Below are 18524 nucleotides of genomic sequence, written 5' to 3' on the forward strand. Positions count from 1 at the left end.
GCATTTGGTTTTACTGTCATTGCGAGGGCGCTTGCGCCCGCGGCAATCCCATACATGGAGCAAGTACGGTAACTGCTCGTTCCTCATGCCCGAGATTGCCGCGCTCACTGCGTTCGCTCGCAATGACAGCGGTTTGAAACTTTCTTGACTTTATAAAGGAATTATGACATAATACCACCATGAAACTTAACTACAAAGAATACAAAAACAAAGTGAAAGGGTGCTTCCTCGGCAAAAATATAGGCGGCACGCTCGGTGCGCCGTTCGAGTGCTATAGGGGCGTGTACGATATTGACTTTTTCATGCAAGACGTGTCGAGTCCCGTGCCCAACGATGACCTCGACCTACAGCTTGTTTGGCTTTCGGCGATTGAGCACGAGGGCAAAAACGTTGACAGCCGCGTTCTTGCCGAATATTGGGAAAACTACGTAAGCGCGGTAATAAGCGAATACGGCACTGGCAAAAACAACTTTGCCATGGGCATTATGCCTCCGCTGTCGGGTTATATGCGCAACGAAAACCGCGAGAGCAACGGCGCGTGGATACGCACGGAAATTTGGGCGTGTTTGTGCGCGGGCAATCCCGCTCTTGCGGCAACGTATGCGTATTACGACGCTTGCGTGGACCACAGCGGCGAGGGAATATATTCGGCGGTGTTTATCGCGGCGGCGGAAAGCGCGGCGTTTTTCGAGACCGATACGAACGAACTCATAAACATAGGGCTTAGCTATATACCCGAAGACTGCGCCACACGCGGCGCGGTAGAGCTTGTGCGCAACTGTTTCGAAAGCGGCGACGGCTTGCAGACGGCTCGCAAAAAACTGCTCGCGGCGTACCCCTCGAGCTTCGGAGAAATAGGCGGCGAGTGGCAGGGTACGGAGCTTGTTGCGGCGTGCGAAAAATGCCCCGCGCAACAAAAGGACAAATCCATACCGGCGGCTACTCACGGCTACGACGCGCCCGCGCACGTGGGCATAGTGCTTATAGGCTGGCTGTGGGGCGGCGGAGATTTCGGCAAGAGCATATGCCTTGCAACAAACTGCGGCGAGGATACCGACTGCACGGCGGGCACTTTGGGCGCACTGCTCGGCATAATACGCGGAGAGAGCGGGTTGCCCCAAAAGTGGAAAAAGGGTTGCAGTGAAAAAATCGCAACGTGCACGCTGAGGCACGACCTTTTGCTCAACGCACCCGCAACCGTTTCCGACCTGTGCGAGCGGGTGGTGAAGCAGTTTCCCGTTGTGTCGTCGGGCGCGTGCGAGTTTACCGAGCGCGGGTTCGAAATCACGCCCAACAAGAGCTTGAGATATTCTCAAACCGAGTTTTATCCCTACCAACAGGAAGACTGCCTGAAAATCATATCCGAGCAAAAAGACACCGCCCGTTTCAATTTCCGCCCGTATACGGTGAAAGTAAAGTTTAACGATACTCTCGCTTATATTCGCGAGGGCGAGCAAAAGGAACTTACCGTAACGGTGAGCAACAATTTGTATTTGCCGCAGTACGTTACCGTGCGGGCGTTCGGATTGCCCGAGGAGTGGAAGATTACGGGCAAAGAGCGTTGTTTGGGGCTCGAGCATTGGCACGGCAGTAAAACCGAGCACACGAAAAGTTATACGTTGAGCTTTGTGCCCGAGTCGGTTTGCTCGGGCAAATACACGCTCACGCTCGAAATCACGGCGAACGGGCGGGGCGAACGCAACTACGTGCCACTGACTTTTATAGCGGAGTGACAACGTGAAAATTTGTTCCGATTTGATACGCAACGACGTGCCCGCCAAAGGTCAGCTCGCCGATGCCGAACTCGTTTCGTTTTGCGTTTGCGATAACGCCGACTTGAAGATTTTGTTTGCGGGCAACTCCATTACTCGGCACGGCGTTGCCGAGAATTTGGGTTGGCTCGGCGATTGGGGCATGGCGGCTTCGGCGCGGGAAAAAGACTATGTGCATTTGGTTGTGAATAGCCTCGAGCTTGCGGGCAAGAAGGTATCTTACTGCGTTGCAAATTTCGGCGAGTGGGAACGCAGTTGGAACGACTCTTTGCTTGCCGAAAAGTATTCCGCGGTGCGCGATTTCGGCGCGGATATCGTTGTAGTTCGATTGGGCGAAAACGCGCAACTTTTGAACCGCGCGGACGAGTTCATGCCGCACTACGAAAACTTGATACGCTTTTTTGCGGGCGACCGCGCCCGAGTGGTGCTCACCGACTTGTTTTGGCAATACGAGCCGTTCGATAAAGCTGTTGAGCGGTTGGCGAAAGATAAGGGCTACGGCTTTGCGAGTCTGCGCGATTTGGGCGACCGCGACGAAATGAAGGCGCACGGAAAGTTCGAGCATGCGGGCGTAGCGGCACACCCCGGCGACAAAGGCATGGCGGAAATAGCGAGCCGAATTTATAAGCAAATAGAGAAAATAATATGGAAACCGAAAACATAAAGAAATATTTTTTGCAAAACATAAAAAACATACTCAAGCCGCCCGCCGCGAATTTGCGCTATCCGTTTATAGTGCCCGGCGCGGGATACATGAGCGAGCTTTGGGGTTGGGACGCCTACTGGGTTGCTTTGGCGTTGCGAAAGGCGTTCGGAGTATTTGACGAGAGCGAGTTGGAAAGGGCGGGAATATCGCGCGAAACGGCTATAGCGCACATGCGCGGGAGCGTTCTCGACTTTTTGGACTCGCAGCAAGCGGACGGCTACATACCCGTTATGACGGCGAGCGAGGGCTTGTTTGCCGGCTTTTTCGAAAGCGAGTACAAGAAGGGCATACCGCACAATCAGCACCTGCCGTTTTTGTGCAGGTTCGCTTTGCTTGCGAGCGAGTTTTCGGGCGAATACGATTGGTTCGATACGGATAAGCTCGTTGCCTACACGGAGTATTTCGAGCAAAAGCAGTATTGCAAGCGGTCGGGACTGTACTTTTGGCAAGACGATATCATGATAGGCATAGACAACAACCCCACCGTGTTTGCTCGCCCGCCCGCGAGCAGTGCCGATATATTCTTGAACTGCTTTATGTATCTCGAGTATGACGCGCTTTACGAATTATTGAATAAGTCGGGCGACGGCAGGGCGGAGCACGCGCTCGAAATGCGCGAAAAGCTCAAAGAGGCGGTAAATTCCGAAATGTGGGACGAGCGCGACGGAATTTACTATTCGCAAGATATAAACTTGCACCGCACGAAATGCGTTGTTAAGGGCGTTGAACTGCACTCGGGTTTGCCGCCGCATTGGAACTCCGTTCCGCTCAAAATTCGTTTTTGGGGCTGTTTTCTGCCCATGTACGCGGGCATTTGCTCGCCCGAGCGAGCGCAAAGAATGTGCGCTCATCTAACCGAAAACGACGATATTCTTGCCGCATTCGGTATTCGCACTTTGGCGAAAAACGAAAAGGCGTACAGTCTTGTAAAGAGTGCGGGCAATCCCTCCAACTGGCTCGGCGCGATTTGGACGATTGCCAACTACTGCGTATACAAGGGGCTATGCAGATACGAAAAGGCGGAGCTTGCCGAGAAAGTGCGCGGCGCAACGCTCGATTTGCTTAATAACTCGCTCTCGAAATACGGCGACTTTTTCGAAAGCTACAATCCCGACAGCGGCGCACCGTTTATGCACGCGGGCTTTTTGAGTCACAATCTGCCCGTTATAGATATGCTCGAAAAGGAGAGTTAAAACGATGAAAAAGATTACCGTAAAAGATTTAACCGCGCAGGAAAAGTTGCGCCTAATTTGCGCCGACGGTTTTTGGTACACCTCCGATTTGGGCGGCAAATTGCCTACGGTGTGCGTATCCGACGGACCCGTGGGGTTACGCGCCGAGCGCGTGAACGACAAGGGCGAAAAGTACACCGTGCCCGCCGTATCGTATCCGAGCGTGCAAATGCTCGCAAATTCGTGGAGCACGGAGTGCGCGAGAGAAACGGACGAGTGTCTTGCCTGCGACTGCGCCGAACAAAACGTGGATATACTGCTCGCGCCCGGCGTGAACATAAAACGCCACCCGCTCAACGGGCGCAATTTCGAGTATTTTTCGGAAGAGCCGTATTTGGCGGGTGTGCTCGCCAAAGAGTATATTTCGGGATTGCAAAACAACGGCGTGGGCGCGTGCTTAAAGCATTTTTGTTGCAACAATCTCGAATACAACCGTTTCAATCAGTCGAGCGAAGTGGACGAGCGCACGTTGCGCGAAATATACTACAAGCCGTTTGAAATCGCGTGCGAGGCAAAGCCCGTTTCGGCAATGTGCTCGTACAACCGCATAAACGGCACTTACGCGTCCGAATACAAAAAGGGCTTTGACGTGCTCAGAAACGAATTCGGTTTTACGGGCGCGGTATATTCCGATTGGGACGCCGTGCGCGACCGCGCCAAGGCGGCAAAGGCGGGCGTGGATATAGAATTTCCGTACAACGGCGGCAACTACGAAAAGCTCGTTGCCGACTACAACGCGGGCAAACTTACCGACGAAGAACTCGACGCTTGCGCCGCGCGGGTTATAGAGCTTGCGTATAAGTGCGAGGAGATGAGAAAGAACCGCAAGGCGGGCAAGACTCGCGCCGACCGACTGGAGTTGTCGCGCAAGGTTGCCGAGGAGAGCATGGTGCTCTTGAAAAACGACGGCGCGTTGCCGCTTAAAAGCGGGTCGGCGGTTGCGGTGTGCGGCTGTTACGCCGTGCCCGAGCCCAACATGATAGCGGGCGGCGGCAGTTCGCACGTTGAGTGGATAGGCAACGGATTTAACTTGCCCGAGCTGCTTGCCGAGCGGCTGAATAAGGGCGTAAAATACGAAAAGATGTTTTCTTACGACGGAGTTGTGGGGCACGGAGCATACGGCGCAAATCCCGCAACGGGACTTTTATACGCGGCGGAGTCGGACTCGGTAATCGTGTGCGTTGGCACGGGCACTCCCTTTGAATACGAGAGCGTGGACCGCAAAACCATGCGCCTGCCCGAGGTTCAGGAGCGAGCCATACTCGATATAGCCGAGATTAACGAAAACGTGACGGTTGCGGTGTTCGCGGGAGCGGCAATCGATATGTCGGCGTGGATAGACAAAGTTCGCGGCGTTGTGTTCGCGGGATTTTGCGGCGAAAACGGCGGAGCCGCGCTCGCCGATATTCTCACGGGCAGAGTCAATCCGAGCGGCAAACTTTCCGAAACTTTTCCCCTAAGCGCGGAAAAAGTGCCCGCGGTAACCGCGCACACGGACACCCGCGTAACGCGCTACTCGGAGGGCTTGGACGTGGGGTACAGGTATTTCGACCGCCACGCGGACGGCGTGCTTTTTCCCTTTGGCTTCGGGCTGAGCTACTCGCGGTTCGAGTATTCGGACTTGCGCGTTGCCGCATGCGCGGACGGCGCGGAAATAGAATACGCTATAAAGAACGTATCCGATACGGACGGAAAAGAGGTGAGTCAGGTTTACGTGCGCGAGGTTGCGCCGCCCGTATACCGCCCGTACAAAGAGCTCAAGGCGTTCGATAAACGCGCCGTTTCGGCGGGCAAGACTCAAAAAGTAAAGCTGTCGTTGCCGCTTTCCGCTTTCTCGCACTGGTCGGAAGCGCAAAGCGCGTGGGTTATATCCGACGGCTTATACGAAATTCTCGTTTGCTCGAGCAGTGCGGATATTAAACTTAGAACCCGAATTCGCATAAATGACGGCAAGATAAATTAAGATATGGCGGTGCGCGGTATATTTTTGCGAATATTACCTATAGGAATAATCTCCTTTTATTTTGATTTTTTAATCTGAAATTAAAGACAACGCGATTAAAAAGTTGTATAATTATGATAAAAGGAGACGGGAATGAAAGAAGTTATACTTAAAGCCGAAAATCTCTGCAAGACTTTTTCGGACGGCGGAGTGCAACGGCACATTTTGAAAAACATAGATTTGGAGCTTTACCGCGGCGATTTCACCGTTATAATGGGCGCGAGCGGCGCGGGCAAGTCCACTCTTTTATACTCTCTTTCGGGCATGGACGCGCCCGACGAGGGTACTCTGACTTTCGGCGACAAGGTTATTTCCGACCTGTCGCAAGACGGACTCGCTGTTTTCAGGCGGGAGCATTGCGGCTTTGTTTTTCAGCAAATATATCTCATAGACGGTATGAGCGTAACGGACAACGTGCTTTGCGCGGGATTGCTTGCGAGCAAAGACAAAAAGCAAATTATAAGCAGGGCGAAAGAACTTTTCGCTTCGGTGGATATTTCGGAGGATACGCAGAAAAAGTTCCCGTATCAGCTTTCGGGCGGCGAGGCGCAACGCGCGGGTATAGTTCGCGCGCTTATAAACAGCCCCGAAATTTTGTTTGCCGATGAGCCGACGGGTGCGCTTAACTCCAAAACGGGACTCGACGTGCTCGACACTCTCACCGAATTCAACGAGCGGGGGCAAAGCGTTGTGATGGTCACGCACGACGTCCGCTCGGCGCGGCGCGGTAACCGCATTCTGTACTTAAAAGACGGCGTGATTATGGGCGAGTGCGATTTGGGCGCGTACGAGCACGGCAACGCGGAGCGGCACGAAAAACTCGCGGCTTTTCTCAAAGATATGGGGTGGTGACGTGAAAAAGAGTTTTCTGATGGCGCGTTCCAACTTGCGGAGAGCCAAGGGGCAGACGGTTGCCATTTCGGCTCTTGTATTGATTGCGGCTATGATGCTCAATTTATGGCTTATGCTCGCCACCGATTACGGCGAAAATTTCGTGCGCTGTCACGAAAAAGCCAACGCAGAGCACGTCACCGTGGCGGTAAGCGGCACCGACGACGAAATAAAGAACTTTCTCGCTCAAACGCTGGACTCCGAACCGAACGTGAGCGAGTATATAATGAACGACTGCTTTAACATGACTTGCACGTTTGACTACAACGGCGGCGAGACGAACGGTTGGTTTGTGTTTATGAACGAACAAACCGCGCTTTCCCGCTCGGTTGGCAAAGTGGAAATAACGGAGAACGGCGGTGCGCAGAGCGGCGTTTATCTTCCCATGATATACGAAACGGGCGATATTCGCGCGGGCGGGACTATAGATATAAACATAGGCAGCAACACCGTAACGTATAACGTGTGCGGATTTTTCAACAGCGTAATGATGGGTTCGCACAACTGCGGGCTTGTGCAGGTTATACTCACTCAAGACAAATACGACGAGCTCTCGGAGTTAGGCTACGCCTTCGGCGCAACGCTTTGTTCCGTTCGCCTGAAAGATATTTCGGTAAACGCGGACTACGAAGCCGAACTCAAATCCAAAATATCCGAGCGGTTCAACAATATCATGATAAACGGCAACTGCTACGACTTGGTGCGGCAGTCGCGCTACATCGCGCAGATGATTTGCTCGGGCGTGATAAGCACTATGGCGTTGTTGGTGCTCATGATAGCCCTCGTAGTTATAGCCTCGAACATTGTAAACTACATACAGGTAAACATGAAAAATCTCGGCGCGCTCAAAGCGGTGGGCTACACCTCGGGTCAGCTCGTACGCACGCTTTTGTTGCAGTTTACGGGGCTTTCAATGCTTGCGGCTTTGGCGGGCGCGGGGCTTTCTTATTTGCTGTTTCCCGCGGTGAACGATATGATGATATCGCAAACGGGCATACCTTACGCCGTGCGGTTTTTGCCGTTTCCTATGTTTGTAGCGGTGGCGATATCGGCGTGCGCGGTGTCGCTCTCGGTGTGGCTCTCCGCTCGCAAGATTAAAAAAATAGAGCCGATAACCGCCTTGCGCTCGGGCGTGCAGGCGCAAACGCTCAAGCGCAATCATATTCCGCTCGATAAAGCCAAAGTGCCTCTGAACGCCGCTCTCGCGCTCAAAACCGCGCTTTCGGGAATTAAACACAACGTAACGGTTTGCGTAACCGTGCTCGTGCTGTCGCTCGTGGTGGTGTTTTCGGGCTTAATGGCGGAGAACGTAATCGGCGATTTCACGCCCTTTCTCAATCTCATAGTGGGCGAAACGGCGGACAGTTGCATAAACGTGGAAGCGAGCGCGGAGCAAGAGTTTTTGCAACAAATGCGCTCCGACGACCGCGTGGAAAAGATTTATCTTTTCCACTCTCTCAATGTGGTGCATGCGGGCGGTGCGGAACTTATGGCAACAATGTACGACGATTTTTCGGAACTGAACAATAAAAGCGTTGTGTACGAAGGGCGGTTTCCCGAGCGCGCCGACGAGATTGCCGTAGCGGGAAAATACGCGGGCGAAAACGATTTGAAAATAGGCGACGAAATAAGCATAACCGCCAACGGAAAAACCGAAAAATACGTTATATGCGGATATACGCAGATAAGCAACTATCTCGGGCGGGACTGTTTGCTCACGCGCAAAGGGTATGAGCGGCTCGGCTCGATTATAAGCGCGAGCTACTATATAAATCTTGCGAACGGCGTGGATATAGACGAGTTCAACGCAGAGGCAAAAGAGAAATTCGCGGGCAAAATAAGCACCGCGGTGAATATAAAAACGGTTATGGAGGGCGCGGCGAAAGTTTACGTAACGCTCATGAAAATCATAGTTATAGCGATACTCGTTTTGTCCGCTCTCATTATCGCGTTCGTGCTCTACCTTTTGGTGCGCACCATGCTAAACAACAAAAAGCGCGACTACGGAATACTCAAATCGCTGGGCTTTACCTCGGGTCAGCTCGTTATACAAACGGCTTTGGCGTTCATGCCCGCCGTAATACTCTCTACCGTGGCGGGGCTTATTCTCGGCAGTATCGTGATAAATCCGCTTATGAGCTTGTTTTTGAGCGGCATAGGCATAGTGAAATGCACCTTTACCGTGCCCGCGGGATTTGTGACTGCGGCGGGCGCGGGAATTATCGCGCTGTCGTTCGCCATTGCGTGTTTGCTGTCGCTTAAGGTTAAAAAAATCGCGCCGTGCGCTCTTTTGCGCGGCGAATAAACGCTTTACAAACTTTCGCACTTATGATATAATCGAATTTGGCAAAAATTGCATAAGTGCGGAAAGGAGCCGAAGAAAGCGCGTTGAAAATAGCCTATTTCGGAGACAAGTTGAGTCATACCTACGCCGCCGCCGTTGCTTTATACGGAAGCGGCGGTTTTTCGGATAGCGAGTTTTGCGGTTTCGACACGCTGTACGACGCGCTCGAAAGCGTGCGCACGGGCGAGTGCGAGGTTGCGGTTGTGCCCATAGAGAACAGTTTCGAGGGCACGGTTGCGGCGAGCGAAGACGCTCTCGGCGAACTCGGACTTTTCATTGTTCGCGAAACGGTACTGAAGATAGAACAAAAGCTCATTGCAAACGGCGGCGTAAAATTGGGCGACGTAAAGAGGGTGTACTCGCACCCGCAGGCGCTCGCGCAGTGCTCGGCTACGCTCAGAAAACTGTTGCCGAATGCGAAAACCGTTTCGGTGGCGTACACGTCGGCGGGGCTCGATATGCTCGACGGCGAGAGCGCGGCTATAGCTCGCGCACCCAAAGAAGGGCAGTGCGTTTTGCGTGAAAACGTAGCCGATTCCGAAAGCAACTGCACGAGGTTTTTGGCGGTAAAGGCGAATTCGGAGCAAAGCGGCGAAAAGGTGAGCGTAATGTTTTCGGCGGAAAACAAACCGGGCGCGTTGCTCGGAGTGCTCGAACTACTGCGCGAGCGGGGGCTCAACATGACCAAAATAGAGTCGCGCCCCGCAAAGAAGCGCATGGGGCAGTACGTGTTTTACGTAGACTTTTTGTTCGGCGGCACTCGGCGCGAGTTGAGCGGACTGCTCGGCGAGCTTGACGGCAAATGCGAGGGCATACGCTTTTTGGGCAGATACCCCGAATACAAATTCAGTAAATAAGCATAGAGGATATAAAAAGAATGGGACTTATCAGTTTTATAACGGGCAGCGACAACCGCAAGCATCTTAAAAAGCTCGAGGCTATCGCGCTCAAAGTGGAAGACTACGAAGAGGAGTACAAAAAGCTCTCCGACGACCAACTCAAAGCCAAGACCGAGGAGTTTCGTCGCAGATACAAGGAGAACTACGAAACTCTCGACGACCTTTTGCCCGAAGCGTTCGCAACGGTGCGCGAAGCAAGCGCGCGAGTGCTCGGCATGCGGCATTTCCACGTTCAGATACTCGGCGGCATAACCCTTCATCAAGGGCGCATAGCCGAGATGCGAACGGGCGAAGGCAAAACGCTCGTTTCCACTCTTCCCGCATATCTCAACGCCGTAACGGGCGAGGGCGTGCACATAGTAACGGTAAACGACTACCTTGCCAAGCGCGACGCCGAGTGGATGGGCAAAGTGCACCGCTTTTTGGGTCTTACGGTGGGCGTTGCGGTATCGGGCATGACTCCCGAGGCGAAACGCGCGGCGTACAACTGCGATATAACGTATGCAACCAACAACGAGCTCGGGTTCGATTACCTGCGCGACAACATGGTTATATACAAAGAAGAGATGGTGCAACGCAAGCTCTCCTACGCCATTATAGACGAGGTGGACTCCATTCTCATAGACGAGGCTCGCACGCCGTTAATCATATCGGGCAGGGGCGAAAAGTCGAGCGACCTTTATATAAGAGCAAATCAGTTCGTTAAGCGCGAAATAAAGGAAGACGATTTCGAGTTCGACGAGAAGAAAAAGGCGATAAACCTCACCGAGTCGGGCGCGACCAAAGCCGAAACCTTTTTCGGCATAGAAAACTTTGCGGATATAGAAAACAGCGATATAGCGCACCACGTAAACAACGCCCTTCGCGCTCACAAGATAATGAAGCGCGACCAAGACTACATTGTGTCGGACGGCGAAGTTGTTATAGTAGACGAGTTCACCGGCAGACTTATGGTGGGGCGGCGTTATTCGGACGGCTTGCATCAGGCGATTGAGGCAAAAGAAAACGTAACGATACGCAACGAGAACAAGACTCTCGCAACGATAACTTTCCAAAACTATTTCCGACTTTACGACAAGCTCGGCGGCATGACGGGTACGGCAAAGACCGAGGAGAGCGAGTTCAAGGGCATATACGGGCTTGACGTAGTGGAAATTCCCACCAACGTGCCCAGCCGGCGCGTAGACGAAAACGACGTAATCTACACCACGGTAAACGGCAAACTCCGCGCTGTGATAGACGATATAAAGGAGTGCACCGACCGCGGACAACCCGTGCTCGTGGGCACAACCAACGTGGAAAAGAGCGAAGAACTTTCTCGGCTTTTAACGGGCAAGCGCATAACTCACAGCGTGCTCAACGCGAAGAACCACGAAAAGGAAGCGGAGATAATAGCTCAGGCGGGCAGAGTGGGCGCGGTTACCATAGCCACCAACATGGCGGGCCGCGGCACCGACATACTGCTCGGCGGCAACCCCGAATACGCGGCGAAAAAGCGTATGCGCGACCTCGGAGTGGACGAAAAACTCATAAGCGCGGCAACAGCATATTTCACCACCGAAGACGCCGACGTGCTTGCGGCTCGTGCGCAGTATAAGAAATTCTACGACGAATACAAGAAAGAAGCCGACGAGGAGAAAGAGAAAGTAATAGCCGTGGGCGGCTTGCGCATAATAGGCACCGAACGCCACGAGTCGCGCCGTATAGACAACCAGTTGCGCGGTCGTGCGGGCAGACAGGGCGATATGGGCTCGAGCATATTCTATCTTTCCATGGAAGACGATTTGTTGCGTTTGTTCGGCGGCGACAGAATGAAGCGCATTGCCGAGATGTTCCATGCCGACGAAGACACTCCGTTTTCAATGAAACTGCTTACCCGCCAAATAGCCAACGCGCAACGTAACGTGGAGGGACGCAACTACTCCATACGTAAGCAGGTGCTCGAGTACGACAACGTAATGAACACCCAGCGCACCATAATATACAAGGAACGCAACAAGGTGCTTCAGGGCGAGAGCGTGCACGAGCAGATAGACGTAATGATGCACGAGCAGATAGAGAAGATTGTAGACACCTACACCGACCCCAAAGTGGATTGGAACGAATGGGACTACGAGGGACTCAACAAGGAAATAGAGCGCAAGCTAATCCCCGGCGACACCACGTTCTTAACCGAGGACCGCATGGAAAAGTGGGCGCTCGAGGAAATAAAAGAACAGGTTTACACGGCAATGCAAACCTATTACACGCAGAAGACCGACAACGCAAAGGAACTCGGCGTGGATTTCGAGGAGATAGAGCGCGTTATACTGCTTAAAGTGGTTGATAAGCAGTGGATGGACCACATAGACGCCATGGACGCGTTGCGCCGCGGCATAGGGCTCAAAGCCTACGGTCAGCAAGACCCCGTAATAGCTTACAAGCAAGAGGGCTTTGCCATGTTCGACGATATGATAGACCGCATACACGAAGAAACGGTTGCTCTTTTGATGCGCGTTAACGTGGAGCGCGCGCCCAAGCGCGAGGGGCAGAACCTCGACTTGGTGGTTTCGAGCGGCGGAAGCAAGCAAGCCAAAGCTCCCAAAGCGAACCGGAGCGAAAACAAGGACGTGGGGCGCAACGACCCTTGCCCTTGCGGAAGCGGCAAGAAATACAAAAACTGCTGCTGGGACAAAGACCATAAATAGAAAAAAATCCTCGTCTAAGCAGACGAGGATTTTTTTGTTGCGTTTTTTTACTGTATGCCTTGAGCCACCATTGCGTCGGCTACTTTCTTAAAGCCCGCTATGTTCGCGCCTACGATAAAGTTGTCTTTGCTGCCGTACTTTTCGGCGGCGGCAGCCATATTGCGGTATATGTTTATCATAATGCCGTGCAGTTTGGCGTCCACTTCTTCGAAAGTCCAACTCAGGCGTTGGCTGTTTTGGCTCATTTCGAGCGCACTCGTTGCCACGCCGCCCGCGTTTGCCGCCTTTGCGGGAGCGAACAGCACGCCGTTTTTAAGGAATACTTCTTGCGCCTCGGGGGTGGAGGGCATATTCGCGCCTTCGCCAACGGCGATAACTTTGTTCTTTACAAGCGTTTTGGCGTCGGACTCGTCGAGTTCGTTCTGCGTGGCGCAGGGCAGGGCGATATCGCACTTTACCTGCCACACTCTGCCGGAGGCGGAGTATTGCGCTTTGGGGCGATAGTTCTTGTATTCGGAAAGTCTGCCGCGCTTAACCTCTTTGATTTCCTTTACTGCGGCAAGGTCTATGCCGTTTTCGTCGTATATCCAGCCTGTGGAGTCCGACATGGTTACTACCTTTGCGCCGAGTGCCGTTGCTTTTTCGGCGGCGTAGATTGCCACGTTGCCGCTTCCCGATATTGCCACGACAGAGCCCTTAAAGCTCTTGCCTTTGGCTTTTAGCATTTCTTCGGTGAGATACACAAGCCCGTAGCCGGTTGCTTCGGTGCGGGCAAGCGAGCCGCCGTAGGTAAGACCTTTGCCCGTGAGCACGCCCTCGTAAAGATTGGTTATCTTTTTATAAGTGCCGTACATAAAGCCTATTTCTCTCGCGCCCGTTCCGATATCGCCGGCGGGAACGTCTACGTCCGCGCCTATGTGGCGATAAAGTTCGGTCATGAAACTGCGGCAAAACTCGAATATTTCGCGGTCGCTCTTGCCTTTGGGGTCGAAGTCGCTGCCGCCCTTGCCGCCGCCTATGGGCAGACCGGTCAAGCTGTTTTTGAATATCTGCTCGAAGCCGAGAAACTTTATAATGGATAGGTTAACGGAGGGGTGCAAACGTATGCCGCCCTTGTACGGACCTATGGCGTTGTTGAATTGAACGCGAAAGCCGCGGTTAACGTGCGCCACGCCTTTATCGTCCGTCCAGGGAACGCGAAACATTATTTGGCGGTCGGGTTCTATGATGCGCTCGAGTATGGCGTTGCGGCGATATTCGGGGTGTTCGTTTATAACGCTTTCCAAACTTTCGAGCACTTCCTTTGCCGCCTGCCTGAATTCGGGTTGCCCGGGATTGCGTGCGTCGAGTTCTTGCATTGCTTCGCTTACATAAGACATATTGAGTTATCCTCCTGAAAATTTATGAAAAAAGACGCCGTTCCTGTTTGGGGACGACGCCTTTGTCCTTAACTGATTTGTGCAATAAATATACCACAATGAGTTGCCGATGTCAAGCGTTTTTTATGGGAAAGAAACATTGTTTTTCGGCACACAAAGCCCTTAAAACTTTGACATTTTATTTAATAAGGCGTATAATATGTTTGTAAACCGAGTCAAATAAAAAAGGAGAACACATGAACATATTCGCAATGATTGCGTCCGCCGCCGAACCCGGCTTTTTCGAGAGGATTGCGGCGTCGCTCAAGGGGTGGTTTATAGACGAACGCGGCTGGGTGCGCATACTCGTATTCTTGGCCGTGGTCTTTATAGGACTGCTCGTAATTAAGATTTTGCTTACCGTTGTGCGCAAGATAATAGGGAGAAGCAAACTCAAAGGGCTTGCGGGCGATTTCATTACAACCATACTTAAAATAGCGTTGGTGTTTATTTACCTTATGGTGATACTCGGCGTGCTCGGAATAGACACAACGAGTTTCGTGGCGTTGTTTACCGTGGGCACTCTCGCCGTTTCGCTTGCAATTCAGTCGGTTATATCGAATTTTGCGAGCGGACTCATACTCGTTACAAATCATCCCTTCCGTGAGGGCGATTTCGTAGACGTTGCGGGCGTGAGCGGCACGGTAATCAAAATTTCGCTGTTTGCAACCAAAATTAAAACCACCGACAACAAGGTTATTTTCGTTCCCAATTCCGCGGTGGCGGGCGGCAGTATAGTTAACTATTCCGCCGAGAAAAAGCGCAGGGTAGACCTTGTGTTCGGCGTGGCTTACGGCACGGATATAGACAAAGTGAAACTTACCGTTCAGTCGGTGCTCGACGAACACGAGCTTGTTTTGCACGACGACGGCTACACGGTGCGCCTTAACGAGCAGGGCGACAGTTCGCTGAATTTCGTGTGCCGCTGTTGGGTGAACAGCGAGGACTACTGGACGGTGTATTTCGATATAAACGAAGCCATAGTAAAACGCTTCGAACTCGAGGGCATTGAAATACCGTATAACAAACTCGACGTAAACATTATTTCCAAAGCGGAAGAACAACCCGCAAAACAATAATATAGTATTTTACCCGCTTGAAAAACGCGCCGCCCGAACATTCGGACGGCGTGTTTTTTCGGTGCGCAAATCAGTCTTCGAGCCCTAACAGGTAATCGGCGGATACGTCGAGAAATTTACATATGAGATAAAGCGTGTCTATGCTCGGTACGCTTTTTCCGGATTTGTAATCCGAAACACATTGTTTCGATACGTTTACCGCCGCCGCCAAATCTACTTGCTTTACGCCCGAAAATTTCAAACACTCGGTAAACCTTTCGTGGAACGCAGTCAGTTTATCCATGATTTCAGTATAACGCAACAGTACGTTTTTACTTGACAAGTACGTTATAGGCGTACTATAATATAAGTACGTTATTAACGTACTATTTTGCGGAGGAGCGAATTTATGTTGAAAGCAAAAGATTACAGGAAGGAGGCTTGGGGCAAACTCGGCGGCAAATGGGGCACGATGGCTCTTTGCACGCTTATCGTGACTATAATAGGCGGCGTGTGCGCCGGGTTGTCGTTTTTCGTTGTGGGCGCGTTTGCGTCGCTGTTGATTACCGGGCCGCTTGCGGCGGGTACGGCTTTGCTTGCCGTAAGCGTTATACGCGGCAACAACGTAAGCGTTGAAATGCAGTTTTCGGGGTTTAAGAACTTTGTAAAAACGTTTTTGCTAAACCTTATTAACGGTATATTTATCTTTCTTTGGTCGTTGCTGTTTTTTATTCCCGGCATTATAAAGACTTTTTCGTATTCCATGAGTTATTACGTATTGCTCGATAACCCGTCTATGTCTTCTAACGACGCGCGCAAACGCTCCATGGAAATCATGGCGGGCAATAAGTGGCGTTTGTTCTGTTTGGAATTCAGCTTTATAGGCTGGGGAATATTGTGCTTGCTCACTTTGGGCATTTTGTCGTTTTGGGTCGGTCCTTATATGGAAAGCGCGAAAGCGGCGTTTTATCAGAGCTTGGTTAAAAAGGACGAGGCGGAAAAACCCGATGCGGAACAGCCCGAGGTTAAGCCCGAGGAAAGCGAAGCTACGGCGGAATAACAAGAATACAAACGAAAAGACTGCTCGCGCGGCAGTCTTTTTTTATATGCGTATTTATTGCGGTGAAAGCAGTCACAGTGCTTTTCTTATATCTTTGCCCGTAAGATAGGCGGTGAAAGAAAGCGACTTATCGAAAAGGCGGCTGTATATGCGTTCGCCGTAACGGGAAAGGATATTGTCGGGGAAGAGATTGGTTGTAATCAAAGTGAGTTTGCCGCGGGTGTTGCGCTCGTTTACAAGTTGGTAAAGGTATTCGAGAGTTACGTTTTTGAGTATGCTCTCCGTGCCGAGGTCGTCTATTACGAGCAGTGCGCAGTCGAGCATAGTATCGAGATAAGCCGATTTGTTTTCGTCGAAAGTGGTGTGATATTTCAAAAACCTGTCGTTTGCCGCAAACGCCGTAACAGCCATTACGCTCATGCCGCGCTCGAGCATTTTTTGCGCCGCGCAACCCGCAAGATAGGTTTTGCCGTTGCCCGTGCCGCCGCCTATTATAACGCACCGTTTTTTGTTGGCGGGGTAAGTAGAGCAAATTTTTTCGATTTTATCGAACAGAGTTTTGTATTCCGCGGCTTTTTCGCCGTATACCGAAAAATCCACGTTTGCGAATGTGTGCATAGGTATGCCTATCTCGCCCGCGCCGCTCTTAACCGCGAGCGCGACGGCGCAGTCGCAGTATTTGCCGCCCGTCTTGCCCGTGTCTTTGCAGTGCGGACAGCGCGGGGCGGGGGGAAACAGTCCGAGTTTTGCGCGTATCCGCTTGTTTTCGGCGGTGATTTCTTTGAGCCGCGTCTTATCCGTGCTTTTTCCGAGCGTGATATCGAGAGTGAGCGAGCGCAGTTCCTTTTCATTTCGGGCAAATTCCGCGTTGGAGGAGAGCAGGTCGAGTTCGGCTTGCTCGTATGCGCATATGCGCCGTTTATAGTCGGCAACTATTTGCCGCACCGCTTCGGGATAAGTCATGGCTTCTCCTTTATAATTCTTCGTTGAGTTTCGCAAAGGCGGCGTTTATTTCGTCGGCGGAAAAATTGGTTACTATCCTGTGTTCCGCGGCGGGCTTTACTATCGCCGAGCTTCCCTCTTTTTTTGCCGCCTCAACCGTGCTCACGCCCTTTTCGTGCCATGCGGCGAGTACGGAGTTCAGATAGGATAGGGGGCTGTCCGCCTTTTTGCTTTGGCTCGCGGCGTATAGTATAACCTCTTTGGGCATGTTCCAGCCGTAAGTCCAGGTGCGGAAATAGTCGCGGTCGCGCGAGGTTACCGCGCGGCTCACTCCCGCCGCCTCGAAAATTTCCTTTATTTCGTCGTCGCTCCTTGCAGCGTCGAGCACGAATTCGGCTATGCTTTCGCCCGTTACAACGCCCTTTTTGTAGAACTTTTTGAGAGTGTCGTTCATTGCCTCGAGTGTGCGCAACCCGTGCTTAAAGCAGTAATCGGCTACGTTTTCCAGCGTTTGCGCGTCAAAGCCCATATCCAGCCACTTGAGAGTGTAGGTTTCTATCACGTAGTCGAGTTGTTCGTAGTACACGCCTATAATGCGGTTTACGTTTTTGGTGAGTTCGTAAAGCTCGTCGCGCTTTTTCTCGTAGTTGTTTATTTCCGCGGCGGTGAATAAGTGCAGTTCGTAATATTTGGTAAGTTTGGAGTCAAGCCTGCCCATGCCGCCTTTTTTAATCTGCTTGGCTACCTGTATCACCGTTGCCGAGTCGAACCCCAAACTTTTGGTCCACTTTATGTATAGCCTGCGGTCTTCGTGGTCTATGTTCTTTTTGCCCACCGCTTTCACCACGGCGCGAAGCTCGTCGGTATAAAGTTCGAGCTCGCTTATTTTTTCGTTTACGCGGTCGAAAGTCACGTATCCTTCGGCGGCGAAATTACGCGCAACCGCGGCTATGTATGCGTAGTTTATATCCTCGCCCTTAAGCTGTTTGCAATACCCGATTATGGTGAGCATGGCTTCGATTTCAATATTGAAAGTTTCCATAACGGAGTAATATTCGTTGTATTCGGCGGGGAGTATGTTGCGCGACGGAAAGAGCGCGTGCAACTGGTCGTTGAAAGCGCGGTATTTCTCCTTGCTGAACTTGCGTATCTGCCGCGAGCGGGGCACTACGGGCAGATATTCCACCGCGCCCGAGTCGGCGGCTATGTGCACAAGTCCCTGTTCTTGCCAGTACAAAAACGCTTCGGAAACGGTCTTTTCGTCGCAAAACAGCCGTGCCGCAACCGTTTCGAACGCTCTGTCGGGCGAGGAGAGTGCGCAAAACAAACCGGTAAGATAAATCTTAACGTAATTTTCGGGCGCGGACGGCATGTATTCCGTAATAAACGCGCCGTCTACGGTGAGTTTTTGTTTGTTCGCCAAACTTTCGCTGATACGTATTGAGCCCATTGCCTTCCTCTCTTTATAAAAAGCATTGCAATTTTCGACGGTATATACTATAATAACACTATA

Annotated in this window: 14 protein-coding genes; 10 read left to right on the plus strand and 4 right to left on the minus strand. The window is 51.9% G+C overall.

The genetic code is table 11. From position 1 onward, the window contains the following. Window positions 1-179 precede the first annotated feature (179 nt). From NFR55_RS00395 to secA, 8 genes are all read left to right on the plus strand, one after another. Window positions 180-1733 (plus strand): ADP-ribosylglycohydrolase family protein, encoded by a 1554-nt coding sequence (locus NFR55_RS00395; RefSeq protein ID WP_251545161.1) that lies wholly within the window; start codon window positions 180-182, stop codon window positions 1731-1733. A 4-nt stretch (window positions 1734-1737) separates the two neighbouring features. Next, window positions 1738-2436: an SGNH/GDSL hydrolase family protein gene (locus NFR55_RS00400; protein ID WP_251545162.1), complete on the plus strand. Its 699-nt coding sequence runs from the start codon at window positions 1738-1740 to the stop codon at window positions 2434-2436. Beyond that, entirely contained in the window at window positions 2418-3671 is a 1254-nt protein-coding gene (locus NFR55_RS00405; protein WP_251545163.1) for an MGH1-like glycoside hydrolase domain-containing protein, read from the plus strand. The genes NFR55_RS00400 and NFR55_RS00405 overlap by 19 nt, the downstream gene beginning before the upstream one ends. Before the next feature lie 4 nt (window positions 3672-3675). After that, window positions 3676-5673: a beta-glucosidase gene (locus tag NFR55_RS00410; RefSeq protein ID WP_251545164.1), complete on the plus strand. Its 1998-nt coding sequence runs from the start codon at window positions 3676-3678 to the stop codon at window positions 5671-5673. A gap of 132 nt (window positions 5674-5805) precedes the next feature. Beyond that, entirely contained in the window at window positions 5806-6564 is a 759-nt protein-coding gene (locus NFR55_RS00415; protein WP_251545165.1) for an ABC transporter ATP-binding protein, read from the plus strand. 1 nt (window position 6565) lies between these two features. Beyond that, window positions 6566-8908, plus strand: coding sequence for an ABC transporter permease (locus NFR55_RS00420; protein WP_251545166.1), 2343 nt, complete (start codon window positions 6566-6568; stop codon window positions 8906-8908). 56 nt (window positions 8909-8964) lie between these two features. Beyond that, window positions 8965-9804 (plus strand): prephenate dehydratase, encoded by an 840-nt coding sequence (locus NFR55_RS00425; RefSeq protein ID WP_251545167.1) that lies wholly within the window; start codon window positions 8965-8967, stop codon window positions 9802-9804. A gap of 20 nt (window positions 9805-9824) precedes the next feature. Then, window positions 9825-12533 (plus strand): preprotein translocase subunit SecA, encoded by a 2709-nt coding sequence (gene secA / locus NFR55_RS00430; RefSeq protein ID WP_251545168.1) that lies wholly within the window; start codon window positions 9825-9827, stop codon window positions 12531-12533. A 47-nt stretch (window positions 12534-12580) separates the two neighbouring features. On the opposite strand, the gene gdhA is transcribed toward secA, so the two are convergent. Then, window positions 12581-13912 (minus strand): NADP-specific glutamate dehydrogenase, encoded by a 1332-nt coding sequence (gene gdhA / locus NFR55_RS00435; RefSeq protein WP_251545169.1) that lies wholly within the window; start codon window positions 13910-13912, stop codon window positions 12581-12583. 236 nt (window positions 13913-14148) lie between these two features. On the opposite strand from gdhA, the gene NFR55_RS00440 reads away from it, so the two are divergent. Then, window positions 14149-15030 (plus strand): mechanosensitive ion channel family protein, encoded by an 882-nt coding sequence (locus NFR55_RS00440; RefSeq protein ID WP_251545170.1) that lies wholly within the window; start codon window positions 14149-14151, stop codon window positions 15028-15030. A gap of 70 nt (window positions 15031-15100) precedes the next feature. Here NFR55_RS00440 and NFR55_RS00445 read toward each other — a convergent pair whose 3' ends face one another. Next, the gene (locus tag NFR55_RS00445) at window positions 15101-15313 is read right to left on the minus strand and encodes a helix-turn-helix domain-containing protein (protein ID WP_251545171.1); all 213 of its coding nucleotides are present in this window, start codon (window positions 15311-15313) and stop codon (window positions 15101-15103) included. A 105-nt stretch (window positions 15314-15418) separates the two neighbouring features. On the opposite strand from NFR55_RS00445, the gene NFR55_RS00450 reads away from it, so the two are divergent. Next, entirely contained in the window at window positions 15419-16069 is a 651-nt protein-coding gene (locus NFR55_RS00450; protein WP_251545172.1) for a DUF975 family protein, read from the plus strand. Window positions 16070-16141: 72 nt separating this feature from the next. Here NFR55_RS00450 and NFR55_RS00455 read toward each other — a convergent pair whose 3' ends face one another. Then, window positions 16142-17032, minus strand: a complete 891-nt coding sequence (locus NFR55_RS00455; protein WP_251545173.1) for an ATP-binding protein — start codon at window positions 17030-17032, stop codon at window positions 16142-16144. Window positions 17033-17042: 10 nt separating this feature from the next. Continuing rightward, window positions 17043-18461 (minus strand): DnaD domain-containing protein, encoded by a 1419-nt coding sequence (locus NFR55_RS00460; protein WP_251545174.1) that lies wholly within the window; start codon window positions 18459-18461, stop codon window positions 17043-17045. Window positions 18462-18524 lie beyond the last annotated feature (63 nt).

The sequence above is a fragment of the Pumilibacter intestinalis genome (genome assembly GCF_943193005.1).
Classification (GTDB): domain Bacteria; phylum Bacillota; class Clostridia; order Christensenellales; family Pumilibacteraceae; genus Pumilibacter; species Pumilibacter intestinalis.